Origin of the sequence: Oricola nitratireducens (genome assembly GCF_014904745.1) — a bacterium.
GTDB classification, from domain to species: domain Bacteria; phylum Pseudomonadota; class Alphaproteobacteria; order Rhizobiales; family Rhizobiaceae; genus Oricola; species Oricola nitratireducens.
This window is the reverse complement of sequence record NZ_JACZCS010000050.1, coordinates 61896-84800: the sequence shown is the minus strand read 5'-3', so window position 1 is coordinate 84800 and position 22905 is coordinate 61896. Positions and strand designations below refer to the sequence as shown.

General features: G+C 62.8%; 20 protein-coding genes. 13 read left to right on the top strand and 7 right to left on the bottom strand.

Annotated features, from left to right (window positions below):
* Nucleotides 1–20 precede the first annotated feature (20 nt).
* The 13 genes from IG169_RS20985 to IG169_RS20925 all read left to right on the top strand — a co-directional run bounded on the left by IG169_RS20985 (nucleotide 21) and on the right by IG169_RS20925 (nucleotide 13548).
* On the top strand, nucleotides 21–851 hold the full coding sequence (locus IG169_RS20985; RefSeq protein WP_193178477.1) for an ABC transporter permease: 831 nt from the start codon (nucleotides 21–23) through the stop codon (nucleotides 849–851).
* A complete protein-coding gene (locus IG169_RS20980) occupies nucleotides 844–1635 on the top strand; it encodes an ABC transporter permease (RefSeq protein WP_193178221.1) in 792 nt (263 codons plus the stop codon). The genes IG169_RS20985 and IG169_RS20980 overlap by 8 nt, the downstream gene beginning before the upstream one ends.
* Entirely contained in the window at nucleotides 1632–2693 is a 1062-nt protein-coding gene (locus IG169_RS20975; protein ID WP_193178220.1) for an ABC transporter ATP-binding protein, read from the top strand. The genes IG169_RS20980 and IG169_RS20975 overlap by 4 nt, the downstream gene beginning before the upstream one ends.
* A 32-nt stretch (nucleotides 2694–2725) precedes the next feature.
* The gene (locus IG169_RS20970; protein ID WP_193178219.1) at nucleotides 2726–4003 is read left to right on the top strand and encodes a nucleotide disphospho-sugar-binding domain-containing protein; all 1278 of its coding nucleotides are present in this window, start codon (nucleotides 2726–2728) and stop codon (nucleotides 4001–4003) included.
* Nucleotides 4000–4359, top strand: coding sequence for a cupin domain-containing protein (locus tag IG169_RS20965; protein WP_193178218.1), 360 nt, complete (start codon nucleotides 4000–4002; stop codon nucleotides 4357–4359). The genes IG169_RS20970 and IG169_RS20965 overlap by 4 nt, the downstream gene beginning before the upstream one ends.
* 10 nt (nucleotides 4360–4369) lie before the next feature.
* Nucleotides 4370–4714, top strand: a complete 345-nt coding sequence (locus IG169_RS20960) for a cupin domain-containing protein (RefSeq protein WP_193178217.1) — start codon at nucleotides 4370–4372, stop codon at nucleotides 4712–4714.
* Nucleotides 4711–5736, top strand: coding sequence for an aminoglycoside phosphotransferase family protein (locus IG169_RS20955; RefSeq protein ID WP_193178216.1), 1026 nt, complete (start codon nucleotides 4711–4713; stop codon nucleotides 5734–5736). Before IG169_RS20960 ends, IG169_RS20955 begins: the two co-directional genes overlap by 4 nt.
* A 10-nt stretch (nucleotides 5737–5746) precedes the next feature.
* Complete coding sequence (locus IG169_RS20950) at nucleotides 5747–7252, top strand: aldehyde dehydrogenase family protein (RefSeq protein WP_193178215.1); 1506 nt, start codon at nucleotides 5747–5749, stop codon at nucleotides 7250–7252.
* Nucleotides 7253–7267: 15 nt separating this feature from the next.
* Nucleotides 7268–8749 (top strand): aldehyde dehydrogenase family protein, encoded by a 1482-nt coding sequence (locus IG169_RS20945; RefSeq protein ID WP_193178214.1) that lies wholly within the window; start codon nucleotides 7268–7270, stop codon nucleotides 8747–8749.
* On the top strand, nucleotides 8746–10128 hold the full coding sequence (locus IG169_RS20940) for an NAD(P)/FAD-dependent oxidoreductase (protein ID WP_193178213.1): 1383 nt from the start codon (nucleotides 8746–8748) through the stop codon (nucleotides 10126–10128). Before IG169_RS20945 ends, IG169_RS20940 begins: the two co-directional genes overlap by 4 nt.
* Before the next feature lie 319 nt (nucleotides 10129–10447).
* Nucleotides 10448–11536 carry an imelysin family protein gene (locus IG169_RS20935; protein ID WP_193178212.1) on the top strand — a complete coding sequence of 363 codons (1089 nt, stop codon included), beginning with the start codon at nucleotides 10448–10450 and terminating at the stop codon, nucleotides 11534–11536.
* A gap of 76 nt (nucleotides 11537–11612) precedes the next feature.
* Nucleotides 11613–12446, top strand: a complete 834-nt coding sequence (mazG, locus tag IG169_RS20930) for a nucleoside triphosphate pyrophosphohydrolase (RefSeq protein WP_193178211.1) — start codon at nucleotides 11613–11615, stop codon at nucleotides 12444–12446.
* A gap of 331 nt (nucleotides 12447–12777) precedes the next feature.
* Nucleotides 12778–13548 carry a hypothetical protein gene (locus IG169_RS20925; RefSeq protein ID WP_210326130.1) on the top strand — a complete coding sequence of 257 codons (771 nt, stop codon included), beginning with the start codon at nucleotides 12778–12780 and terminating at the stop codon, nucleotides 13546–13548.
* A 73-nt stretch (nucleotides 13549–13621) separates the two neighbouring features.
* Here IG169_RS20925 and hflX read toward each other — a convergent pair whose 3' ends face one another.
* From hflX to IG169_RS20890, 7 genes are all read right to left on the bottom strand, one after another.
* The gene (gene hflX / locus IG169_RS20920; protein ID WP_193178210.1) at nucleotides 13622–14977 is read right to left on the bottom strand and encodes a GTPase HflX; all 1356 of its coding nucleotides are present in this window, start codon (nucleotides 14975–14977) and stop codon (nucleotides 13622–13624) included.
* Nucleotides 14974–15225 carry an RNA chaperone Hfq gene (hfq, locus tag IG169_RS20915; RefSeq protein WP_193178209.1) on the bottom strand — a complete coding sequence of 84 codons (252 nt, stop codon included), beginning with the start codon at nucleotides 15223–15225 and terminating at the stop codon, nucleotides 14974–14976. The genes hflX and hfq overlap by 4 nt, the downstream gene beginning before the upstream one ends.
* Before the next feature lie 140 nt (nucleotides 15226–15365).
* On the bottom strand, nucleotides 15366–16229 hold the full coding sequence (locus IG169_RS20910; RefSeq protein ID WP_193178208.1) for a D-amino-acid transaminase: 864 nt from the start codon (nucleotides 16227–16229) through the stop codon (nucleotides 15366–15368).
* A gap of 15 nt (nucleotides 16230–16244) precedes the next feature.
* The gene (locus IG169_RS20905; protein WP_193178207.1) at nucleotides 16245–17729 is read right to left on the bottom strand and encodes a TrkH family potassium uptake protein; all 1485 of its coding nucleotides are present in this window, start codon (nucleotides 17727–17729) and stop codon (nucleotides 16245–16247) included.
* 40 nt (nucleotides 17730–17769) lie between these two features.
* Nucleotides 17770–19146: a Trk system potassium transporter TrkA gene (gene trkA / locus IG169_RS20900; protein ID WP_193178206.1), complete on the bottom strand. Its 1377-nt coding sequence runs from the start codon at nucleotides 19144–19146 to the stop codon at nucleotides 17770–17772.
* Nucleotides 19147–19173: 27 nt separating this feature from the next.
* A complete protein-coding gene (ntrX, locus tag IG169_RS20895; RefSeq protein ID WP_193178205.1) occupies nucleotides 19174–20535 on the bottom strand; it encodes a nitrogen assimilation response regulator NtrX in 1362 nt (453 codons plus the stop codon).
* Nucleotides 20532–22868 carry a sensor histidine kinase NtrY-like gene (locus tag IG169_RS20890; RefSeq protein ID WP_193178204.1) on the bottom strand — a complete coding sequence of 779 codons (2337 nt, stop codon included), beginning with the start codon at nucleotides 22866–22868 and terminating at the stop codon, nucleotides 20532–20534. Before IG169_RS20890 ends, ntrX begins: the two co-directional genes overlap by 4 nt.
* Between the last annotated feature and the right edge of the window lie 37 nt (nucleotides 22869–22905).

Sequence of the window (22905 nt, the reverse complement as noted above, 5' to 3'; positions counted from 1 at the left end):
ACCGCCGTCCCCTTCTGCTGATGACCCCCGCGCTCCTGTGGCTGACCGCGCTCATGGTCATTCCCTGTGCGCTGATCCTGGTGCTCGCCTTCTTCCGCCGGGGCATCTATGGCGGCATCGAATACACTTGGACGCTCGAAAACCTCGCGCTGGTCTTCGATCCGCTCTACTTCAGGATTTTCCTGAAATCGGCCGGCATCGCCGGACTTTCCGCCGCGATCGCCTGCGTGCTGGGATACGCCGCAGCCTATGCGATCGCGGCCATGCCGCGCCGGCGCCAGCCCACTCTTCTGTTTTTCGCGGTACTGCCCTTCTGGTCGAACTATCTGGTGCGCACCTATGCCTGGATCGTCCTGCTCAATCGCGAGGGCCTGATCGTCAACATCGCCCGCTGGCTGGGTTACAACGGCGAGCTGCCGAGCATGCTCTACACCGAGCAGACCGTCATCGTCGGGCTCGTCTACAACTATCTGCCCTTCGTCATCCTCGCCTGCTACGCGCCGCTGTCGCGGATGAACCCGGAGGTCACCGAGGCCTCGCGTGATCTGGGCGCCTCGGCCTGGACGACATTCCGCCGCATCACGCTGCCGATGACCGTTCCCGGGATCGCCACCGGCTTCGTCTTCGTCTTCGTGCTGTCGATCGGCAATTTCGTCACGCCGGCACTGCTCGGCGGCGGCCAGTTCCAGATGATCGGCAATCTGGTCTACGCCCAGTTCCTCACCGCCAACGACTGGCCCTTCGGCGCGGCGCTCTCGATGGTGCTGATCCTCGTCATGCTCGGGCTTCTGATGGCGCAGGCGGTGGTCGCCGAGCGCGCCTCCAACGGCAAGGGGCAAAGCGATGGCTGACCGCAACACCTTCCGGCTGATGCTCTTGATCCTCGGCCTTGTCTTCGCCTTTCTCTACATCCCGATCTCGGTGTTGGTGGGGCTGTCCTTCAACGAGGGCGGCCTGCCCACGGCCTGGACCGGCTTTTCCGTCAAATGGTACGGATCGCTGCTCGAGGATGCTGACATCCTCAAGGCTGCCGGCAACACGTTGATCGTCGCCGTCTCCTCGACGATCCTGGCGACCATCCTCGGCACGCTTCTGGCGGTGGGCGTGGAAATCCGCCGCCGCAACGGCAAGTGGCTCGAGACCATCATATTCGCACCGATGATCATTCCAGACATCGTGCTCGCGATCGCGCTTCTGAGCATGTTCTCGCTGCTCAACATCAAGATGGGTCTGCACACGATCACCGTCAGCCACGTGGTCTTCAACCTGGCCTTCGTCTGCGCGGTCGTGCGTGCGCGGCTCAAGAGCTTCGACTGGTCGATCGTGGAAGCGTCCGCCGATCTTGGCGCATCGACCATGATCACGCTCTACCGGGTTGTCATTCCGGTGTTGATGCCGGCGATCGTCGCGGGCGGGCTGCTCGCCTTCACGCTTTCGGTCGACGAGTTCATCATCGCGTTCTTCACGGCGGGCGCGGGGCGTTCGTCGATCACGCTGCCCATGCAGATTTTCGCGATGATCCGATTCGGCGTCACGCCGGAGATCAACGCACTCGCAACCATCGTCATATCCGTCTCGGTCGTCGCGCTCGCACTGTCGCAGCGACTGAACAAGGGAGGTCTTCCCGGCCAATGACCCAGGCATTTCTAAGCATCCGCAACGTCGAAAAATACTTCTCCGCGGTCAAGGCCGTGGATGACGTTTCGCTCGACATCAGGGAGAACGAGTTCTTCGCGCTTCTCGGCGCTTCCGGCAGCGGCAAGACCACGCTTCTGCGCATGCTCGCCGGCTTCGAAAGCCTGAGCGGCGGCGACATCCTCATCGAGGGATCCTCGATAGCGAACATGCAGCCCAACCAGCGCCCGGTGAACCTGATGTTCCAGTCCTACGCGCTGTTTCCGCACATGACCGTGGCGCAGAACATCGCCTACGGACTGGAAATGGAAAAACTGCCAAAGGCGGAAATCACCGAGCGGGTCAACGCGATCCTCGACGTCATCCAGCTCAGCCACCTCGCCAAGCGCAAACCCGATCAGCTGTCAGGCGGCCAGCGCCAGCGCGTGGCGCTGGCGCGCGCGCTCGTCAAGCGACCCAAGGTGCTGCTTCTCGACGAACCGCTGGGCGCGCTCGACAAGAAGCTGCGCAGCGAGATGCAACTCGAGCTCAAGCGATTGCAGCATGAATTCGGCATCACCTTCATCATGGTCACCCACGACCAGGAGGAGGCGCTGGTGATGGCCGACCGGATCGCCATCATGAGGGACGGCGCGCTGCTTCAGGTGGGCTCACCGAAGGACATCTACGAACTGCCTGGCTCACGCTATGCCGCCGACTTCATCGGGGTAATGAACTTCCTGAAGGTCAAGCGCACCGACAACGGCTTCGCCGCACCGGACGGCACAGCGATCGCCACCGCCCATGTGAGCGACGGAGTGGGCGAGGGCGACGCCATTGCCGCCGTGCGTCCCGAGCGGCTGTTCCTCGGCGACGCCGGCGACAATCATTTCGACGGAACCGTATCGGACATCGCCTATCACGGTCTCGACCTGCTTCTGCACGTCGAGACCGAGTTGTCGGACACCCCGGTGGTCGCCCGCATGACCGCCGACGTCGCCGACAATCACCGCCCGGAGATCGGTCAGCGCATCACGCTGGGCTGGCTGGCGCGGGACACTCACATCTTTCCGGCCTGAAGGGCCCGAGGACAACGAACAGAGGAGACATCATGGAACAGAAAACCTTCGCCTTCTTCCCCGAGGCCGCGTTTGGCCCGGCGCTCAACTCCGTCGGCATCGCGCAGGCGGTCACCGCCATGGGACACAAGGCTGTCTTCCTCTCGGACCCCGGCTTTGTGGAGGTCTATGAAGGTTACGGTTTCGAGGCCCATCCCGTCGCGCTCTCCGAGCCGATGCCGCCCGAGCAGATGGCAAAGTTCTGGGAGGACTTCATCAACGGCCACATTCCGAATTTCCGCAAAGCTCCGATCGACCAGATCGACAACTACGTCAAGGAGTGCTGGGAGGCGATCGTCGACAGCGCCAAATGGGCGCAGAAGGACCTGCCGGGCGTGCTGGCGAAGATCAAGCCGGACGTGATCGCTGTCGACAACGTGATCCTGTTTCCGGCGATCAAGCAGTACGGCGTGCCTTGGGTCCGCGTCATTTCCTGCTCGGAAAACGAGATTGAGGATCCGGCGATCCCGCCGCATCTGTCAGGCATGTCGGAGAACGACAAGGCCGGCCATGCCGCTTTCCGCGCCCGGTTTGAAGAGGTCATCAAGCCAATCCACGATGATTTCAACGCGTTTCTGGTCGAGTGCGGGGAAACGCCCTACAAGCTGGGCGAGTTCTTCGAAGCATCGCCTTACCTGAACCTGATGCTCTATCCCCAGCCATTGACTTACAAGCGCGATGTGCCGCTCGATCCGGCGCGGTTCCAATACCTTGAGGGCTGCGTGCGCAAGGACAAGCACTACACGGTACCGGAATTCAAGGCCAACAATGACGGTCCGCTGCTCTACATTTCGTTCGGTTCGCTGGGGGCCGGTGATACGGAGTTGCTTAAGCGGCTCATTGAACTGGTCGGCAAGTCGCGCTACCGCGCGCTTGTCAATGTGGGCGATTACAAGGACGCCTATTCGGATATTCCGCCCAATGTGATCATCGATAGCTGGTTCCCGCAGCCGTCGGTCATTCCGCAGGTGGATGCCGTTATCCATCACGGCGGCAACAATTCGTTCACCGAATGCCTGTTCTTCGGCAAGCCGGCGATCATCATGCCCTATGTCTGGGACGGCCATGACAATGCGATGCGCGTGCAGGAAACCGGCTACGGTTTCAGGTCGGACCGGTACGATTGGACCGACGATGAGCTGGTGTCCAGGATCGAAGCCTGCCTGACCGATACCGCCATGCAGGAGCGACTGGCCAGCATATCCACCCATATGCAGTCCTGCGAAGGTCCGGTGAAGGCGGCAAAGCTGCTGGCGGAGTTGGCGAAATGACCAATCTTGCGTCGAGTGCGCCGCATATTCACGCAGCCTGTGACTTTGACGATCTCGTGGATTGGGGCGCCCAGCCGGATGCATTGTCCGGGGCCTCCCATTCCACCGGCCGTTTGCTGGCCAAGGGACCGGACAACAGTCCCGAAACCGGGATCTGGGATTGCACGCCTGGACGCTGGCGGCTGTCGGTCCCGCGCGACGAGTTCTGCCATTTCGTCAAGGGGCGCGCCACCTACCGGTCAGACGATGGCGAGGTGATTGAGGTGGCGGCCGGCACCTGCGTCCTGTTTCCCGCAGGCTGGACCGGCGAGGCCGAAATCCACGAGACGATCCGAAACATCTACATGCTCAGCTAAGGTCAGACCGATGAAAACGCCTGTTATGCGCAACCCCCTCGAGGTGACGGAAACCGTGGATTGGGGCGTAATCCCGACCATGATCGAGGGTGAGTCCCGGGTCAGCGGTGTGGTCCTGCACAAGGGTCCCGAAGGACAATCCGAATGCGGCCTTTGGATCTGCACGCCCGGCAAATGGGAATGTCATGTCACCCGCGATGAATTCTGCCACTTCCTCGAAGGGCGATGCACCTACGTTCATGAAAGCGGCGACGTGATCGAGGTCACGCCGGACACCGCCGCATTTTTCCCGCAGGACTGGAAGGGCGTCTGCACCGTTCATGAGACCATCAAGAAGGTCTACATGATCCGATGAACATGGCAGCAACCCTTCCACGTCTGGCACCGCCGGTTGCGGTCTTTCTGGCGCGCCACGGCCTGTCCGATGCCGGACTTGAACCCTTGCCGAGCGATGCCTCGCCGCGCAGCTACTGCCGCCTGACCGGGGAAGGCAGACTGTTGATGGAGGATCGCACCGATCCGGTCGGCTATGCCGCGTTCATACGTCTGGCGCGTCATCTGAATTCCCTGGGGTTGAGCGCGCCACGCGTCTATGGGTCGGATCCAGCCGTCGGTCTGGCTCTGATCGAGGACTTTGGCGTCGACACCTACGGCAAGCTTCTTGCCCAGGGACATGATGAGACCGCGCTCTACCAGTTGGCGATCGATGCGCTGTTGAGGTTGCACAGTCACCCCCAAGCATGCGCGGTGACTGTTCCCGACTATGACATGGACATGCTGCTCGAGGAAATCTCTCGCTTTTCCCACTGGCTTGTTCCCGAGATCGCCGCTGAACTCGATACTGGCGAATTCGACGCCGGATTCCGCGCGATCTGGAAAAGGGCGCTTGCGCCTCTGTCCGAAGCGCCTCGGGCCCTGGTTTTGCGGGACTTCCACATCAACAACCTGATGCTGCTCGAAGACCGCCCGGGCGTTGCAGCCTGCGGTCTGCTCGACTTTCAGGACGGTGTCGTGGGGGCGGCGGAATATGATCTGGCGTCGCTGTTGCAGGATGCACGCCGGGATCTTGCCCCCGGCCTGGAGCAGGCGATGCTTGAGCGATATCTGGACGCGGCGCCAGCCATTTGCGGGACGCGCGATGACATCCTGCAGCGCTATCATTTGCTTTGCGCGCAACGGCACACAAGGCTGATGGGACAGTTCATTCGCCTGATGCGGCGCGACGGCAAACCCGGCTATCTGGCATTCATGCCCCGCGTGGCAATCCAGATGCAAAAAGCGCTGACAGCGGCCGGCCTCACCGGGATCGCGGATTATCTTGATGCCAAGCTCCCCGGATGGCGCGACGCCGGCCGGATGCTGGCCACTCTTTCCTGAAGGAATTGCCATGCTGGACATTCAAAAACCCTGTTATTTCCTGAATCCGGAGTTCCACCCATCCCTGGGACAGGGGAGGCGTGTGGTCGATCCTGCGACACTTGCGGACGTCGGCTTGCGCGCCAACGTCACGCCGGACGAGATCGACATGGTTCTCGACAAGGTCAACCAGGCTCAATCGGCCTGGAAGACCGTGGACGCGAAATCCCGCGCCAAGGCGCTCCACACCCTTGCCAACCGCATCGACGCGGCTGATTTCACCGAGTGCGCCATCCTGATGAGCCGTGAGATGGGCAAACCCTATCCGGAGGCGATCGGCGAGATCGCCAATTGCGCGCCGATCTTTCGCTACTATGCGGAAATGGCCCGTGATGAAGCGGGCAAGATCGCGGGGACGACGCAGGCGGGATCACTGCAGTTCGCCAGATATGAACCGCTCGGCGTGTCGGTGCATGTCATGCCGTTCAATTTCCCCATCCTGCTGATGTGCTGGACGGTGGCCGCCTCGCTGGCTGCCGGCAATGGTTGCGTGATCAAGCCCGCCGAGGCAACGACGCTGTCGACGCTGGCTTTCATGGAGATGTTTGCCGATCTGCCCGCAGGGCTTGTTGCCTGCCTGCCGGGCGGAGCCGAGGTCGGCAAGACCCTGGTGGAGAGCCGCAAGACCCACGCGGTCGCCTTCACCGGCTCGGTCGCCGCTGGACAGGCGGTCGCCGCAGCGGCTGCCGCCAAAATGAAACCCGCGGTGATCGAAGCCGGTGGCTCGGACCCGATGATCATCACGGCCCATGCGCCGCTGGAGGTTGCCGCCGCGGGAGCTGTGACCGGCGCCTTCCACATGTCAGGCCAGGTTTGCACCTCGACCGAGCGGCTCTATGTGGTGGACAGCGTCCATGACGCCTTTGTCGATGCCTTCAAGGCGGAAACCCTGCGCTTGCGGATAGGCAATGGGCTGGACAAGTCCGAAATCGGTCCCCTGGTCAGCGAGGCTGCCCGCGACAAGGTGGAGCGGCTGGTGACTGACGCTGTGGCCAAGGGGGCAAAGGTCGTCTGTGGCGGCCGGGTCCCGCCAGAGCACAACGTCGGCTGGTTTTATGAACCGACGATTCTGACCGGCTGCACGCCGGAGATGGATATCCTGCACGAGGAGTGTTTCGGGCCGGTCGCGGCGATTGTCCGCGTCCGCGATTTCGACGCTGCAATCACCGGTGCCAATGCCTCGGAATTCGGCCTTGGCGCGAGCGTCTTCACCACCTCGCTGGAAGAGGCCCATGAAGCCCACGAACGGCTCGAAGCCGGTATGGTCTGGATCAACAATCCGATGATCGACAATGACGCATTGCCCTTTGGTGGGTGGAAGAACTCCGGCCTCGGGCGCGAGCTTGGGCGCATGGGGCTTGATGCCTTCCGCCGCTCCAAGATGGTGATCCTCGATCACAAACCCGTGCGCCAGGACTGGTGGTATCCGTATCCCGACGACTGGTTCCTCGATGCCGGCGGGCGCAAGATATCCTGAGACTGGAGACCTCCGATGCAGACAACCCAGCTTTACATCGACGGTGCATTCGTCGCACCGCACGCAGGCGGAAGTTTTGAGGCGATCAACCCCGCCACGGAGACGGCCTTTGCCCGCATCGCGGCTGGCACCGCAGAGGATGTTGATCGGGCTGTGCGCTCCGCGCGCCGGGCCTTCGATCAGGGGCCGTGGCCGCAGATGCCGGCGGCAGATCGCGCGGCCGCTCTTCGCCGCATCGCCCGGGGCATCACCGAACGGCTGACCGAGATCGCCGCAGTGGAAACCCGCGACAACGGCAAGCCGATCCCCGAGGCCGAATGGGATGTCGGCGACGCCGCCGTCGTGTTCAACTATTACGCCGATCTTGCCGAGAGTCATGAAGCGGATGGCGCGCAGTCCGTCGATCTCGGCGATGATGCGTTCACCGGCACCGTCGTTACAGAACCCCTGGGCGTCGTCGGCGCGATCACGCCGTGGAATTTCCCGTTGCTGATGGCGGTGTGGAAGGTTGCTCCGGCACTGGCCGCGGGCTGCACCATCGTGCTCAAGCCGTCGGAATTCTGTTCTGTCAGCTGCGCGATATTGGCCGAGATCATCAACGCGGCAGGCTTGCCTGCCGGTGTCTTCAATCTGGTCACCGGCACCGGGCCAGAGGCCGGCGCGCCGCTGGCGGATCATCCGCTGGTCGACAAACTGGCGTTCACCGGATCGGTGCCGACGGGCCGCAAGGTAATGACGGCGGCTGCCGCCGGAATCCGCACCGTTTCGCTCGAACTGGGCGGCAAGTCTCCCTTCATCATTTTCGAGGATTGCGACATTGAGAAAGCGGTCGAATGGATCCTGTTCGGAATTTTCTGGAACAAGGGCGAGGTGTGCTCCGCGACGTCGCGCGTCCTGGTTCAGCGCGGGCTCTATCCCAGGCTGATGGAACGGCTGGTGGAAGCCACGGAAGCTATCAGCATCGGACCGGGCGGGGCTGAAGGCGTGAAGCTCGGGCCCGTGGTGTCAAAACAGCAATATGACAAGGTTCTTGCTGCGATCGAAGCGGGCAAATCCACCACGGCGCGTCTGGTGACCGGTGGCGGCCGGCCGGCAGGGATGAACACCGGCTATTACATTGCGCCGACGATCTTTGCCGATGTGCCCACCGATGCCGCCATCTGGCGCGAAGAGATCTTTGGTCCCGTTGTCTGCGTCAATCCCTTTGACACGGAAGACGAAGCTTTGGCGCTTGCCAATGACAGCGCCTATGGCCTGGCCGGAGCGGTGATGTCGGATGATCTCGAGCGCTGCGAACGCGTCGCATCGAAATTGCGCGCCGGCGTCATCTGGATCAATTGTTCGCAACCGACATTCACTCAGCTGCCGTGGGGCGGCTACAAATCCTCGGGCATCGGGCGGGAACTCGGCAAGGCGGGCTTCATGGGATTTCGCGAGATCAAGCAGATCACCCGCTATGACCACACGCGAAGCTGGGGCTGGTACCTCAAGCCATGATCGCGGCCCTTTCCAACACCAGCACCGAGCCTTACTGGACCAGCGCAATCGATGCCGGGGCTGCAAGTCCTGCGCTGACTGCGGATACGAGCTGTGACCTGGCAATTGTCGGCGGTGGATTTACCGGTCTCTGGGCTGCTCTCAAGGCCAGGGAACAGCAGCCCGGCGCACGCATCGTGCTGCTCGAAGCTGGGCGATGCGGTCGGGAAGCCAGCGGCCGCACCGGTGGGTTTTGTGCGCCGTCGATATCGCACGGCGTCTCCAATGCCCTTGCCCGGCATCCGCGCGAAGCCGAAACCCTGATCCGGCTGGGCAGGCAAAATCTCGTCGATTATGAACGGGATCTCGAAGAGTACGGCATCGATGCAGGGTTCAGGCTCTCGGGCAAACTCAATGTCGCCGCCACACCGTGGCAGGTCGAAGGTCTGCAAGCGATGGCCCGAAACTACCGGCGCTTCGGGATAGAATGCACGCTGTTATCCGGCGAAGCGCTGGCGGAGAAGCTCGACAGTCCGGCCTATGTGGCGGGGTTGTTCGAACCCAACTACGCCCTGATTCACCCGGCGAGGACCGTCAGCGAGTTGCGGCGTGTCTGCCTTGCCAACGGTGTTGAGATATTTGAAAATAGCGCCGTTACCGGGGTCTCACGCAAAGGGGCGGACATCGTCTTGCAGACACCGCAAGCCCATGTCATGGCGTCCAGGGTCGTGCTTGCGACCAATGCGGCGGCGCCATTGCTCAAAAGGCTGAAAGCCGCCTTCATCCCGATCTATGATTATTCGCTTGTCACCGAGCCGCTCAGTGCGGCGCAGTGGGCGAGCATAGGCTGGACTGGTGACTTCAGCATTGCCGACAGCGGCAACCAGTTTCACTATTTTCGCAAGACACCGGACGGTCGGATGCTCTGGGCCGGATATGATGCCATCTACCACTACGGCAGCCGCCGCGACGCCGCCAATCTGCAACGTGATGAAAGCTTCGAGCGGCTGGCCACCCAGTTTGCGGCAACATTCCCCAGTCTCGCCGATGTTAAGTTCACCCACGCCTGGGGCGGGATCATCGATACCTCCGCCCGGACAACATTCTTTGCCGGCCGCGCATTCGGAGGACAGGTTGCCTACGCAATGGGGTTTACCGGGCAGGGCGTGTCGGCGAGCCGCTTTGCGGCGCTGACCATGTTGGATCTGCTTGCGGGCAGGGACACCGAGCGCACGCGCCTGAAAATGACGCGGCGCTGGCCGGTTCCTTTCCCGCCAGAACCTTTGCGCAGTCTCGCCGTTCAACTGGCGCAGAAGGGTCTGGCGGAGGAGGATTTGACCGGCCGCCGTCCGCCGTTCCTGCGTCTGCTTGATGCACTGGGCATCGGCTTTGCTTCCTGAAAAAGATCAAATAACGGCTTTAAGTCTCGGAAAACACGACAGATTGCGCGAGTCTTTTCCTGAGTCCGTTGGCCATGAGTTGCTGCGCGAGAATCCGGCGAATAAGCCGCAAACCGCAGTTTGATCGCTCAATGCGGCGTCAAGAACATGCGGTTTTGCATTTGATCGCAACAAGGATCAAACAACCCGTCAGTTCCATAATCCATCTTATGCGACAAACATACAGGGTTGTCATAAAAACCATAGCTGCGCCCGCTATTCGGTTCCCAGAGCCGAATGATCCGCGCGATGCCGGCTCAGTCGAATGATTGGAAGCACGATGTATCGCAGACGCTTATGCGCACCCCTTCTCCTTCTCGTTGCGACGTTTCAGGCCTGCACGGCCGCATCGGCGGCCGGCTCTCCCATTCGCGACGTGATGGCCGACGTGATCAACGATTTCATCCGCCCGGGATATGCGCGCTTCCATGCTGCCGCGGAACAGCTGAATGGCCGGATCGACGCGCTGTGCGAAATGCCGTCGCGCGAAAGCCTCGCGGTCGCGCGCGAGACGTTCTCCGACGCCGTCGTTGCATGGGCGGGCATCGAGATGGTCCGTTTTGGCCCGGTCACCGCCGAGAACCGCTTCGAACGCGTGCTCTTCTACCCGGACCCGCGCGGCACCGGCCTGAAGCAGTTGCAGGCGATGTTCGCCGGAAGTGGCGGCTATCCGCAGACGCTCGACGATCTCGTGGCCAAAAGCGTCGCCGTTCAGGGGCTGAGCGCGCTCGAATACGCCCTGTACGGCACCGGATCGGACATCCTGTCCGGCCCTGATGGCGCCAGGCGCTGTCACTATGCCGCTCTCGTCGCGCTCAATCTGAAGACGATTGGCGGCGAGCTCGATACGGCATGGCGGAAGCCGGACGGAATCGCCGATGTCTGGATGCATCCGGGTCCGTCCAACCGCGTCCTGCACGACGAGCGCGAAGCACTGGCGCAGATCCTCGGCGTATTGGTGCACGGCACCGAGACCATCCGCGACGTCCGGCTGCAAAGTTTTCTGCGCGAGACGCCGGAAAAGGACAAACCGAGGCTCGCGCTTTTCTGGCGGTCGCAAAACACACTTCCGGCCATCGGCGCCTATCTGCGCGGCCTGAAGGATCTGTTCGACAACGGCAACATGGCGACGATGTTACCCGAGGCCGACCGGCAGATCGCCGAGGACATCAGGCGCGATCTTGACACCGCGATCGGGATAACCGCCGACATCGGTGATCCTATCGAAGCCGCCCTCGCCGATCCGGGCCAGCGCGAGAAGCTGGAACGCTTGCGCGCGACGCTTTCCGACCTGAAGAAACGGTTCAGCCAAGACTATGGCGACGCGATCGGTCTGTCCGCGGGATTCTCCTTCGTCGACGGCGATTGACCGGCCGGCCGTGTTTCCTGTGGAGCCGCGCGGCAAGCGTCTCGCCGCCAAACGCGCTTTGCACTACGCATGACGCATGACCCCTTCGCGCGACATATCCCGCCTCATTGAAATCATGGCCGCCTTGCGCGATCCGGATACCGGGTGTCCGTGGGACGTCGAACAAACCTTCGAGACCATCGCGCCATATACGATCGAGGAAGCCTACGAGGTCGCCGATGCGATTGAGCGCGACGACATGGTCGATCTCGCCGATGAGCTCGGCGATCTCCTCTTGCAGGTCGTCTATCACGCCCGCATGGCCGAGGAAGCCGGCCGGTTCGAATTCGGCGACGTGGTCGAGGCGATCACCAGGAAGATGATCCGCCGTCATCCGCACGTGTTCGGCGACGACAGCGTGCGCGGCAGGAAACTCGCCAAGGGCATGTGGGAGAAGATCAAGGCCGAGGAGAAGGCCGAGAAGGCGGCAAGGCACGAGGCCGCGCAGGTCGCGGCCGGCGCCGAAGAGGTCGACCGCCCGTCCCTCCTCGACGACGTGCCCCGCGCCTTGCCCGCGCTGATGCGCGCCATCAAGCTGCAGCGCAAGGCCGCGCGCGTCGGCTTCGACTGGGACACCGCGCCGCCGATCCTCGACAAGATCGAGGAGGAAATCGGCGAGCTCCGTCACGCCATGCAGTCCGGTCAGGAGCGCGAGATCAAGGAGGAATATGGCGACCTGCTGTTCGCGCTGGTCAATCTCGGTCGTCATCTCGATGTCGAGCCGGAGGCCGCGCTGGAGGCGGCTAACCTGAAATTCTTCACCCGCTTCCGCTATATCGAAAAGCGGCTCCAGGCGACCGGGCGCGACACGGCCGGCGCGACGCTGGAAGAGATGGAAGCGCTCTGGCAGGAAGCCAAAACAGCCGACTGAATGCCGCTCCTCGCGATGCGTGTAATTCCGGCGTTTAGCCGTGAAACCTCCGGGCAAGCCCGAGGATGACCAGCCATGGTTTGGCTTCACAGCTAGTCGCAGACCCAGGCGATTAGCGTCTATCGTAATCCCAAGTCGTCATCCTCGGGCTTGACCCAAGACAAGCGCAGCGCCGTCGTCGCCCCGAGGATCCACGGCCAGGGGACTCGGTTGTCCGGGACGAGACGGGACGCGTTCCAGACCGGGCACGGAAAAACGGCTGCCGACTTATCCACCGCTTCCCCGCCTCCGTTACCCTTCTCCGTGAAAGGCGAAGCGCGGAGAACTTGGAATGATCAACTGGCCCCGGGCAATCGAACGCAACCGTGACGCGCTCCGGCGCATCGTCGCGATGCTGTTCGTCATGGCCGGGCTGGCCGATGGCGAAATGGCGGCGGTTTTGCCGCGCCATCTGCGCAACCATGTCATGCGCATCCTGCGCCCCGCCGAAGCTGCTTTCCGTCGTCTTGTGATCATCGCGGCGCGGGACCTCGTCGTCGAGTTCCTCCGATCGGCATCGCCGGCAAACGGCCAACCCGGCGGGGCGGGCGCGAAGCCCTGCCCCACCGGCTGGGTCGTCATCGGCCCTCCTAGCAATCCCGCGGCAGACCCCGAACGCGCTTCCGCGAAAGCCGCGACGGCGATCCCCGCCTTCCCGCTCCTCGATCCCCTCAAGCGCTTCGATTTCCAACGCAGGCGCTATGCCGGCACGATCCCGCGTGTCCGCTCCCTTTCCTGCGACTGGTCGGTGCCGGTCTATCTGCGCCGGCCGGAGACGCCGGCAAGGCCCGTGCCCACGCCCGGCGATCCGGTCGACGCCACCGGCCTCTGCCGCCGCCTGATATCGCTGAAGCGCGCGCTGGACGATCTCGACGGCCAGGCCCGCCGCCTCGCTCATTGGAAAGCGAAGCGCGATCTCGGCCTCAACCGCTCGCCTCGCTTCAATCCGATGCGGCCGGGCCGTCCGCCGGGCCACCGCAAGCGGGCCTTTCACGAGGTCGACGACGTGCTGAGGGAATGCCATTCGCTCGTGCTTGACGCGGGACGCGGCGATACGTCTTGAGCACGCATGCCAGCTTGCCATTCATCGGAAATCCGGTCTCCCCGCATCGCGCGCGGAACCGCCGGCGCGTGCCTTACCGTCTCTCGTAGGCGGCGGCGTTCTCGGCCGTCATGTCGACCTCGACCGTCACGGTCCCGTCTTCGCCCGTCTCGCGGTTCCGCACCTGTCCGTGTTCGTAGAGCCAAGCCAGATCGCTGTAACGGTCGGGCGAAATCGAGAAGCGCCGCGCGACTAGCTTTCCGGCGACGCGGTCCTCGATTTCCTTGAGCAGGTGATCGATGCCCTCGCCCGTGATCGCGGAAACCGGAACCGAGGCCTGTCCGGGCGCCCCGGCGGCAGCGCGCGCGATCAATTCTTCCTTGGTGGCCGGATCGATCGCATCGATCTTGTTCCAGACCTCGATCACATGCTCCTCGTCTTCCGGATTGACGTCGAGATCGCGCAGGATCTGCGCCACGTCGGCGGCCTCCTCCTTGGCGACGTCACTGGAAATGTCGCGCACATGCAGCACCACGTCGGCTTCCTGGACTTCCTCCAGCGTTGCGCGGAAGGCGGCGACCAGATGCGTCGGCAGGTCGGAGATGAAGCCCACCGTGTCGGACAGGATCACCCAGGTTCCACCGGGAAGCCGTACGCGTCTGAGCGTCGGATCGAGCGTCGCGAACAGCATGTCCTCGGCGACGACCCCTGCCCCGGTCAGCCGGTTGAAAAGCGTCGACTTGCCGGCATTGGTATAGCCGACCAGAGACACGATCGGCAGCGGCACCTTCTTGCGTTTCGAGCGATGCAGCGTGCGCGTCCGCCGCACGGTTTCCAGTTCCCGTTCGAGCCGCTTGATCTTTTCGCGCAGGATGCGGCGGTCGGCCTCGATCTGCGTTTCGCCCGGACCGCCCAGGAAACCGGCCCCGCCCCGCTGCCGCTCGAGGTGCGTCCAGCTTCGCACGAGCCGGCCGCGCTGGTAATTGAGATGCGCCAGCTCCACCTGCAGCGCGCCTTCCTTCGTCTGCGCGCGGCGCCCGAAGATTTCGAGGATGAGCCCGGTCCGGTCGAGGACCTTGGCGTTCCATTCCTTTTCGAGATTGCGCTGCTGGACCGGTGTCAGCGCATGATCGACGACGACCAGTCCCGCGTCCGTCGCGGCGACGATGCCGGCGATTTCGTCGACCTTCCCCGTACCCAGCAACGTTGCCGGCTGCGGTTTGGAGACGGGCACGATGGCGCTGTGGACGATTTCGAGATCGATCGCTTCGGCGAGGCCTTCGGCCTCGAGCAGCCGGTTGGCGGCGCTACGTCGCGCTTCGGTCCCCTGCGCCTGCGCGCGAAGCTCGGGTTCCAGAACGATTGCGACGGTCGGCGCGCGCTCGCGTTCCTCCCCTTCTGCCTTGCGCTGGCGGAGGTTTTGCGGGGGTTTCTCGGTATGTTCGCTCAATCGGATTTCGCGGCTGTTTCTTCGGTCTCGAACATGTTCACCGGCTGCCCCGGCATGATCGTCGAGATGGCGTGCTTGTAGACGAGCTGCGCGTGGCCATCCCGGCGCAGCAATACACAAAAATTGTCAAACGAAGTGACCACGCCCGTCAGTTTTACTCCGTTCACGAGGAATATCGTCAGAGGAATCTTCTGCTTGCGAACCGCATTAAGAAACTGGTCTTGCAGATTTTGGGAGCGCTCGGCCATGTCTTTTCCGTATGTTGTACTATTATGGGAATATTCGCGTTTTCGGCAAGCTTCAATCCGCTATGGTAAAAACCCCGCCGATTTTTTTCAATCGGTAAATTAATGATGCGGCAATGGAATTCGCTTCGGCAGGATCGCGATCACACCGGCGTCTTCTCGGCGGCGTCGAAAAAGGCGTCGCGCAAGGCGAGCGATACCGAGCCCGGATGGCCATTGGCGACGGTTGTTCCGTCGATACGAACCACCGGCATCACGAGCGTGGTCGCGGCGGTGATGAAGGCTTCGCGTGCGTTTTTGGCCTCTTCAACGCTGAACCCGCGCTCCTCGACCTTCAGTCCCTGCGCCGCGGCGACGTCCATGACCGTGGTCCGCGTGATCCCGCGCAGGATGCCGAAATCGGCCGGGCGGGTCACGAGAACGCCGTCCGCCGTAACGATCCAGGCATTGGTCGCGGCGCCTTCCTTCACGTACCCGTCGGGGTCGACGAACCACGCTTCGGCGGCGCCCTCTTCCTTCGCCTTCTGGCGCGCGAGCACGTTCGGCAGCAGTCCGACGGATTTGATGTCGACGCGTTCCCAGCGGTTTTCCGGTACGGTGATGACCGAAATCCCTTCGCCCGCGCGCGCCCGCGCAACCTGGGGATCGCTGCGCCGCGCCGTGACGACGAGAGAGGGCCTCGTGTCGGCGGATGGAAACACGTGGTCGCGCCGCGCGACGCCACGCGTCACCTGCAGATAGACAAGCCCGTCGTGAACCCGGTTCCGCCGCACGACCTCGCGCATGATCGCAACCAGGGCATTCCTGTCCACCGGCCAGCCAATCTGCAATTCCGATAGCGACCGCGCCAGCCGGTCGAGATGGCGTGTCATGTCGATGATGTAGCCGCGTGCGACCTCGCATACTTCATAGACCCCGTCCGCGAACTGATAGCCCCGATCCTCGATATGCACCATGGCATCCCGATGGAGCGGGTACCTTCCGTTGACATAGGCGATGCGAGACACGGCAAACTCCGAAATTCAGCGGCTCAACCAGTATTTGAGATTGAGGATTGCAAAGACGGCCACGAATTCCAATCGGCCAAGCAGCATGATTATGCAACCGACAAGCCGTTCGAAAACGCTGAAATCGCGATATTCGGGCCACATTTCCGGCGACGCCCCGACAGGCATATAAGCTTCGTAGAGCGCACCGGCATTCAGCACCAGCGCCATCGCCGACAGCAGGGATGCTTCGAACGTGCCCTGCCCGTCGGCAAGTGCGAACACGCCGATTGCCGTTACGACAAGAAGCAGTATGAGCACCGGCCAGGTTTCGACGATTGTCCGCTCGTCATAGTCGGCGTTTGCGATCCGCGTCGGCGTGATGGAACTCGGATAAATCAGAAGGCTGAGTTCCCTGAAAGACTGGACGAGCATCGCGCCGAGACGATGAACCTTCAGGCCCGAAGCCGTCGAAAAGACGGCGGCGCCGAGAAACGTGATCGAGAACACCAGCACTTCCGGCAGCAGCGCGATCACGCCCGGCCGAATCTCGTGCCCCGAAGTCGAGATCACCGATGCCGCGGCGAAAAAGCTCTCGATGACTGCTGTCGCCTGCCCGCCGGGCCCGGCCATGCCGCCAACCGAACGAAACGCCGCGATATAGAGAACCGTAAGCCCGGCGATCAGGGCGATGACCCATCGGGCTTCCTTGTTGCGCCAGATTATCCGCGCCGGATTGCCGAGGTCGTAGCGCTGCCAGAAAAGGCTTGTCGCCGATAGTGCAAGCACCAGCCCCATCACGGCGAGTGTACCGAGCCCGTGCCGCGATTCGAGGTCCGCGTCGTGTGGATTGAAGCCGCCGGTCGAGATGCTCGTCATCGTCAGATGCGCGGCGCCCAGGCTGTCCGCTCCGCTGGCGACGAACGCGAAGAACACAAGCGCCGAGGCGACGCCATAGGCGGCGAGCAACGGCAGGTAATGCTTCAGGTGATCGACGCCGTCGTCACGGTCGCTCGCAAGATCCTGATGCCAATGGGCCGCCACTGAATGTTTCGGCAGGCCGCCGATCGCGAGCGGCGACAGGACGAGGAAAAGCGAAGCCAGCGTCAAGAACCCGCCGGTCCACTCCAGTTGCGACCGCCAGAACAGGATCGACTGCGGCATGGTCTCGCGCGCCGCGAATGTCGAGGCGCCGGTGGTCGTCAATCCCGAGACGCTCTCGAAAAGCGCCTGCTCGAACGGCAGGCCCATGACAAGAACGAAAGGCGTCGTGCCGATCAGCGCCAGCAAAAGCCAGACCAGAACCATGGCGAGAATCAGCCTGTTCGGCGTCAGCGCATGCCGGTAGCCGAGCGACGCCGTCATCACGACCGTGGAGACGAAGGCGCCGCTCGATGCGAGGATCGAAAGCCGGACCACCTGGTCCGCCTCGCCGAAGGCGAAACCGACGAGGATCGGCGCTGCCAGAGAGCCGAAAAACAGCGCGGACGCAAAGGCGAGCAGGAAGATTACGGTCCGCACGGCGTTGTCCCGCCTGAAATATCGCGGTCCCGGCGGTGCATCAGAAGAATTCGAGGCTCACGCGGAACATCTGCTCGACGCGGCGGACCGCAGTGGACTGCGCGAAGATGACGACCCGGTCCTTGGCCTTGATCTTGATCGAGCCGTCCGGCTTGAGGACCTCGCCGTCGCGGTAAATCGCGCCGATGCGGATATCCTCCGGCAGTTCGAGTTCCCTGAGTGGCGTGCCGACCAGCGGCGATGTCTCCAGCGCTTCCGCCTCGATCACCTCGGCGGGACCCTTTTGCACGCTGTGGACCTGCCGGATACGGCCGCGGCGCACATGCTGGAGAACGCGCGAGATCGTCACCGCGCGCGGATTGATATGCGCATCGATGCTCAGGCTTTCGGTGAAGCCCTGGTAGGAGGGATCGTTGATCAGCGCGAGGGTCGATTGGCAGCCGAGGCGTTTCGCCATCACCGACGACAGGATATTGACCTGATCGTCATTGGTCAGCGACACCATGAGTTCGCTGTCCTCGATATCGGCCTCGACCAGTACCTGTTGATCAAGTGCGCTGCCATGCAGCACGACCGTGCGGCGCAACTGGTCGGCGACCGTGACCGCGCGCGCGTGATCCGCCTCGATGATCTTGACCTTGGCGCGCGATTGACGCGCTTCCAGCTGGGCAGCCACGTAGAGGCCGATATTGCCGCCGCCGGCAATGATGATCCTGCGCGCCTCCGCCTCGTCATGACCGAACAGGCTGAGCGTGCGTTTGACCTGCTGGCGGCTCGAAATCACGTAAACGAGGTCGCGCGCGAGTAGCTGGTCAGCGGAATGCGGCACGAAAAGACGCTCGTTGCGCCATACCCCGACGACGGTCGCGGACAGATCGGGAAAGAGTTCCGTCAGCTGGCTGAGCGGCGTGTTGATCACCGGGCAGTCGTCACGGCACTCGATCGCCATCATCGTGACATTGCCTTCGGCGAATTGCACGATATCCGTCGCGCCCGGCGAAGCGATCCGCCGCAACACGACATCGCCAACCTCGCGTTCGGGCGAGATGATGACATCGATCGGAAGATGCTCGCGCGAGAACAGATTGTTGTAATGCGCCTGCAAATAGCTCTGCGAGCGGATGCGCGCAATCTTCGTCGGCACGTCGAAAAGCGAATGCGCAACCTGGCATGCGGTCATGTTCACTTCGTCGTAGAGCGTGACCGCGATGATCATGTCCGCCTGGTCCGCGCCGGCCGCTTCCAGCACGTCGGGATGGCTGCCGTGGCCGACAAATCCCCGCACGTCGAGCGTGTCGCGAATGCGCTGCACGAGCGCCGCCGACATGTCGATGACAGACACGTCATTGGCTTCGGCGGCGAGACGTTCGGCGATGCCATAGCCGACCTGGCCAGCGCCGCAAATGATTACCCGCATATGGAATTCCGTCCCGGTTTGTTTACGTCAGACGCCAAGCGACTTCAGCTTGCGGTGCAAAGCGGAACGCTCCATACCAACGAATTCCGCGGTGCGCGAGATGTTTCCGCCAAATCGCGAAATCTGTGCAAGCAGATAGTCGCGTTCGAAACGCTCGCGCGCCTCGCGAAGCGGCAGCGCCATGATATGCGAATCCTCGGCCGTCGGCGCCCGCGGCAGATTTTCTCCGATCTCGGCCGGCAGCATGTCGACGCCGATGACCGTATCCTCCGCCTCGTCGCGGGTCAGGATCATCAGCCGCTCGATGTTGTTGCGAAGCTGGCGGATATTGCCCGGCCAGTCGTGGGTCTGCAGCACCGCCATGGCGTCGTCGCCGATGAATTTCGGCCGGATACCGGTATGGTCGCTGATCTGTTTCATGAACGCCTGCACGAGGATCGGAATGTCCTCCCGCCGCGCGGCGAGCGGCGGAACGTCGATCGGAACGACTGCCAGCCGGTTCATCAGGTCGCGGCGGAACCGCTTCGCCTCGATGAGTTCCTCGAGGTTGAACGCCGTCGATGAAATGATGCGCACATCGACCTTGACCCGCCGCACGCCGCCGACGCGCTCGAACTCCTGATCGACCAGGACGCGCAGGATTTTCGTTTGCGTTTCCAGAGGCATGTCGGCGACTTCGTCGATGTAGAGGATGCCGCCATGGGCCTGCTCCAGCGCGCCGACCTTGCGTTCGCCGCCATTCGGTTCCGTGCCGAACAGTTCGGTTTCCATGCGGCTCGGCGTGATCGCGGCGGCGTTGATGACGACAAAGGGACCGGAGGCGCGACCGGACTGGGCGTGGATCACGCGGGCAACGAGTTCCTTGCCGGATCCGGAAGGTCCGGTAATCAGGATTCGACTGTTGGTCGGCGCCACGCGCGTGATCGTCTGGCGAAGCGAGTTGATCGCGGCCGAATTGCCGATGAGTTCGCTGGACTCGCTCGATCGCCGCTTGAGGTCCTTTACCTGCATCTTCAGCGACGACGTCTCCAAAGCCCTTTCGGCAATGAGAACCAGCCGGTCCGCCTTGAACGGTTTCTCGATATAGTCGTAGGCGCCGCGCTTGATGGCGGAAACGGCGGTTTCGATGTTGCCGTGCCCGGAAATCATGACCACCGGCAAGCCCGGATGGATGGTTTGGATCTCGTCCAGCAGCGCCAGGCCGTCGAGCTTGCTTCCCTGAAGCCAGATGTCGAGAAAGATCAGCCGCGGAGCGCGGTCGGCGATCGCGGCAAGCGCGCTGTCGCTGTCATGGGCGGTACGCGCCTCATACCCCTCGTCTTCGAGAATACCGGCAACGATTTCCCGAATGTCCTGTTCGTCGTCGACAATCAGAATGTCCGCTTTCATGCTGTCCTCTCGGCTATTGGCCGGGCCGTGTCCGCTGCGTCATCGGCTGCCGTCTGCGGCCGGGCTTCGATAGCCGAAGCACCGGCGTCCGGAAATACCAGCCGGACCAGCGCGCCGCGTCCCTCATAGAAATCTGCGGGCGCATCGTGCAGTTCGAGCCGCCCGCCATGGTCTTCCATGATCTTCTTGACGATCGCGAGACCCAGCCCCGTCCCCTTCTCCCGGGTGGTCATATAGGGCTCGAGCAGCTTGGCCCGGTTGTGGATCGGCAAACCCTTGCCGTTGTCAATCACGTCAACGGCTATTTCGCCGGCGACGCTGTGATAGGCCCGAACAAGAATGTGGCCGTCTTCGCGTTCGCCGGATGCGTTGGCGGCCTGACGCGCCTCCACTGCCTCCGAAGCGTTCTTGATGATGTTTCCGATCGCCTGGCCGACGAGGCGATCATCGAAGTCGCAGACGAGTTCCTGCTTGTCGAAATCGCGTTCGAACGTGATTCCCGTGCGGCTGACCTCCACGAGGAACGTCGCCTCGCGCAACGTCTCGCGCAGGTCCTTCTTCTCCATGACGGGTTTCGGCATCCGCGCGAACGAGGAGAACTCGTCCACCATGCGGCCGATGTCGCCAACCTGCCGGATGATGGTGTCCGTGCACTGGTCGAACACCTCGCGATCGTCCCCGACGACTTTGCCGTACCGGCGCTTCAACCGTTCCGCGGAAAGCTGGATCGGCGTCAGCGGATTCTTGATCTCGTGGGCGATCCGGCGCGCCACGTCGGCCCATGCTGTCGAACGCTGTGCTTCCACGAGATCGGAAATATCGTCAATCGTGATCACATGCGTGTGACGTATAGGTGCATCGACGCCGGCCTCTTCGCTCGGGCCGACTTCCCGGTCGAGTGTGATCTGGACATTGAGCACCCGCTCGCGCCCGCCTCGGTCCAGGAAGGTTACCTGCTTGCGCGCATCCGACCGCCCGCTCTTGCGCACTTCGTCCAGCGCCTCGGCGACATGCGGTGAGATGTCGGCCAATCGCGTGCCCGCCGCAATCGTGTCGCCGGTGCCCAGGATGTGGGCTGCGGACAGGTTTCCGACAGTAATCCAGCCGTCGTCGTCGACGCCGACCACGCCCGCGGAAACGCCTGAAAGCACGGCTTCCGAAAACCGGCGGCGTTCGTCGATCACGTCGGTCGCGCGAAGGATTTCGTCCCGCTGTCCCTTCAACTGGCCGAGCATCGAATTGAAGGTCTCGCCGAGATATCCGACATCGCCATCGGAGGCGCGGACCGGGACGCGAATGTCGAGATTGCCCTCCGACACCTCTTCCGCCGCCCCGATCAGCTGCCGGATCGGCCGCACAAGACGGTTCGCCACCGCGATGCCGGTCCAGATGGCCGACAACAGCATGATCAACGTGAGGCCGAAATAGAGGATGGCGAAGGCGAGCTGCACGTTCGTGCGGTTGTTCTCGAGCCCCGTATATTCGTCCCGGTTCTGCTTCATGAGCTGCACCGCGTCAAGGACTTTCGCGTCGACGGTGCGGATCGTGTAGATCATCGCATTCGGGATTTCGCGAAGCTTGATGATCGCGCCGACGAGATTGGTCACACCCGGCGGAATGATGACCGGGTTACCGTCCTTGGCCGCCTCCAGCGCATCCTTGGGCGGCGCCGGCAACGGCCGCTCCACCTTGATGTCCGCGCTGTGGATCACGGTGCCGTCGGGCCGGATGACGGAGGCGCCAAGCATGCCGCGGCCGCGCGCCTGCTGGGTCAGGAACTGGCGGAAACCTTCCCGGTCAAGACTGTAGAGACGGCGCTGGCTGTCGAGCGCGAAGGCCATGTTGATCGTGGCGTCGCGCAGGTTGATCGCATTCTCGTTGATGTAGGATTCGGCGACCTGAAGCGATGAATCCACGATCGTCTTGGTCCGGATCTCGAACCAGCGATCCAGACCGAGATCGAGCGTGATACTGGCTACGACGGCAATGGCGATGGCCGGAACCGCGGCGATCAGGGCGAACAGTCCGATGATGCGCACATGCAGCCTGGAGGCGGCCTTCCCCGCCTTGCGGGCCTTGAGAATTCGGCGCAATTCCGCGCCGATCAGCCACAACAACGCGAACACGAAGAAACCGTTGATGGCGATCGCCGACAGCGTAACCTTGTTGGTCGGCTGGATCGGCGTCAAGCCGATAAGCACGGCGAACGACACACCCGCCGTCACCAGGGCGCAGATGACGATCGCGATGCCGCGAATCTGCGATCGACGCGCGTGCGCACGATCGTGAACACCAAGATCGATGGCGCCCTTGGCGCTCTGCATCAGTGGCATGGTGACTCGCTTGAGTTCCGATAGGTCAGCGTAGCCA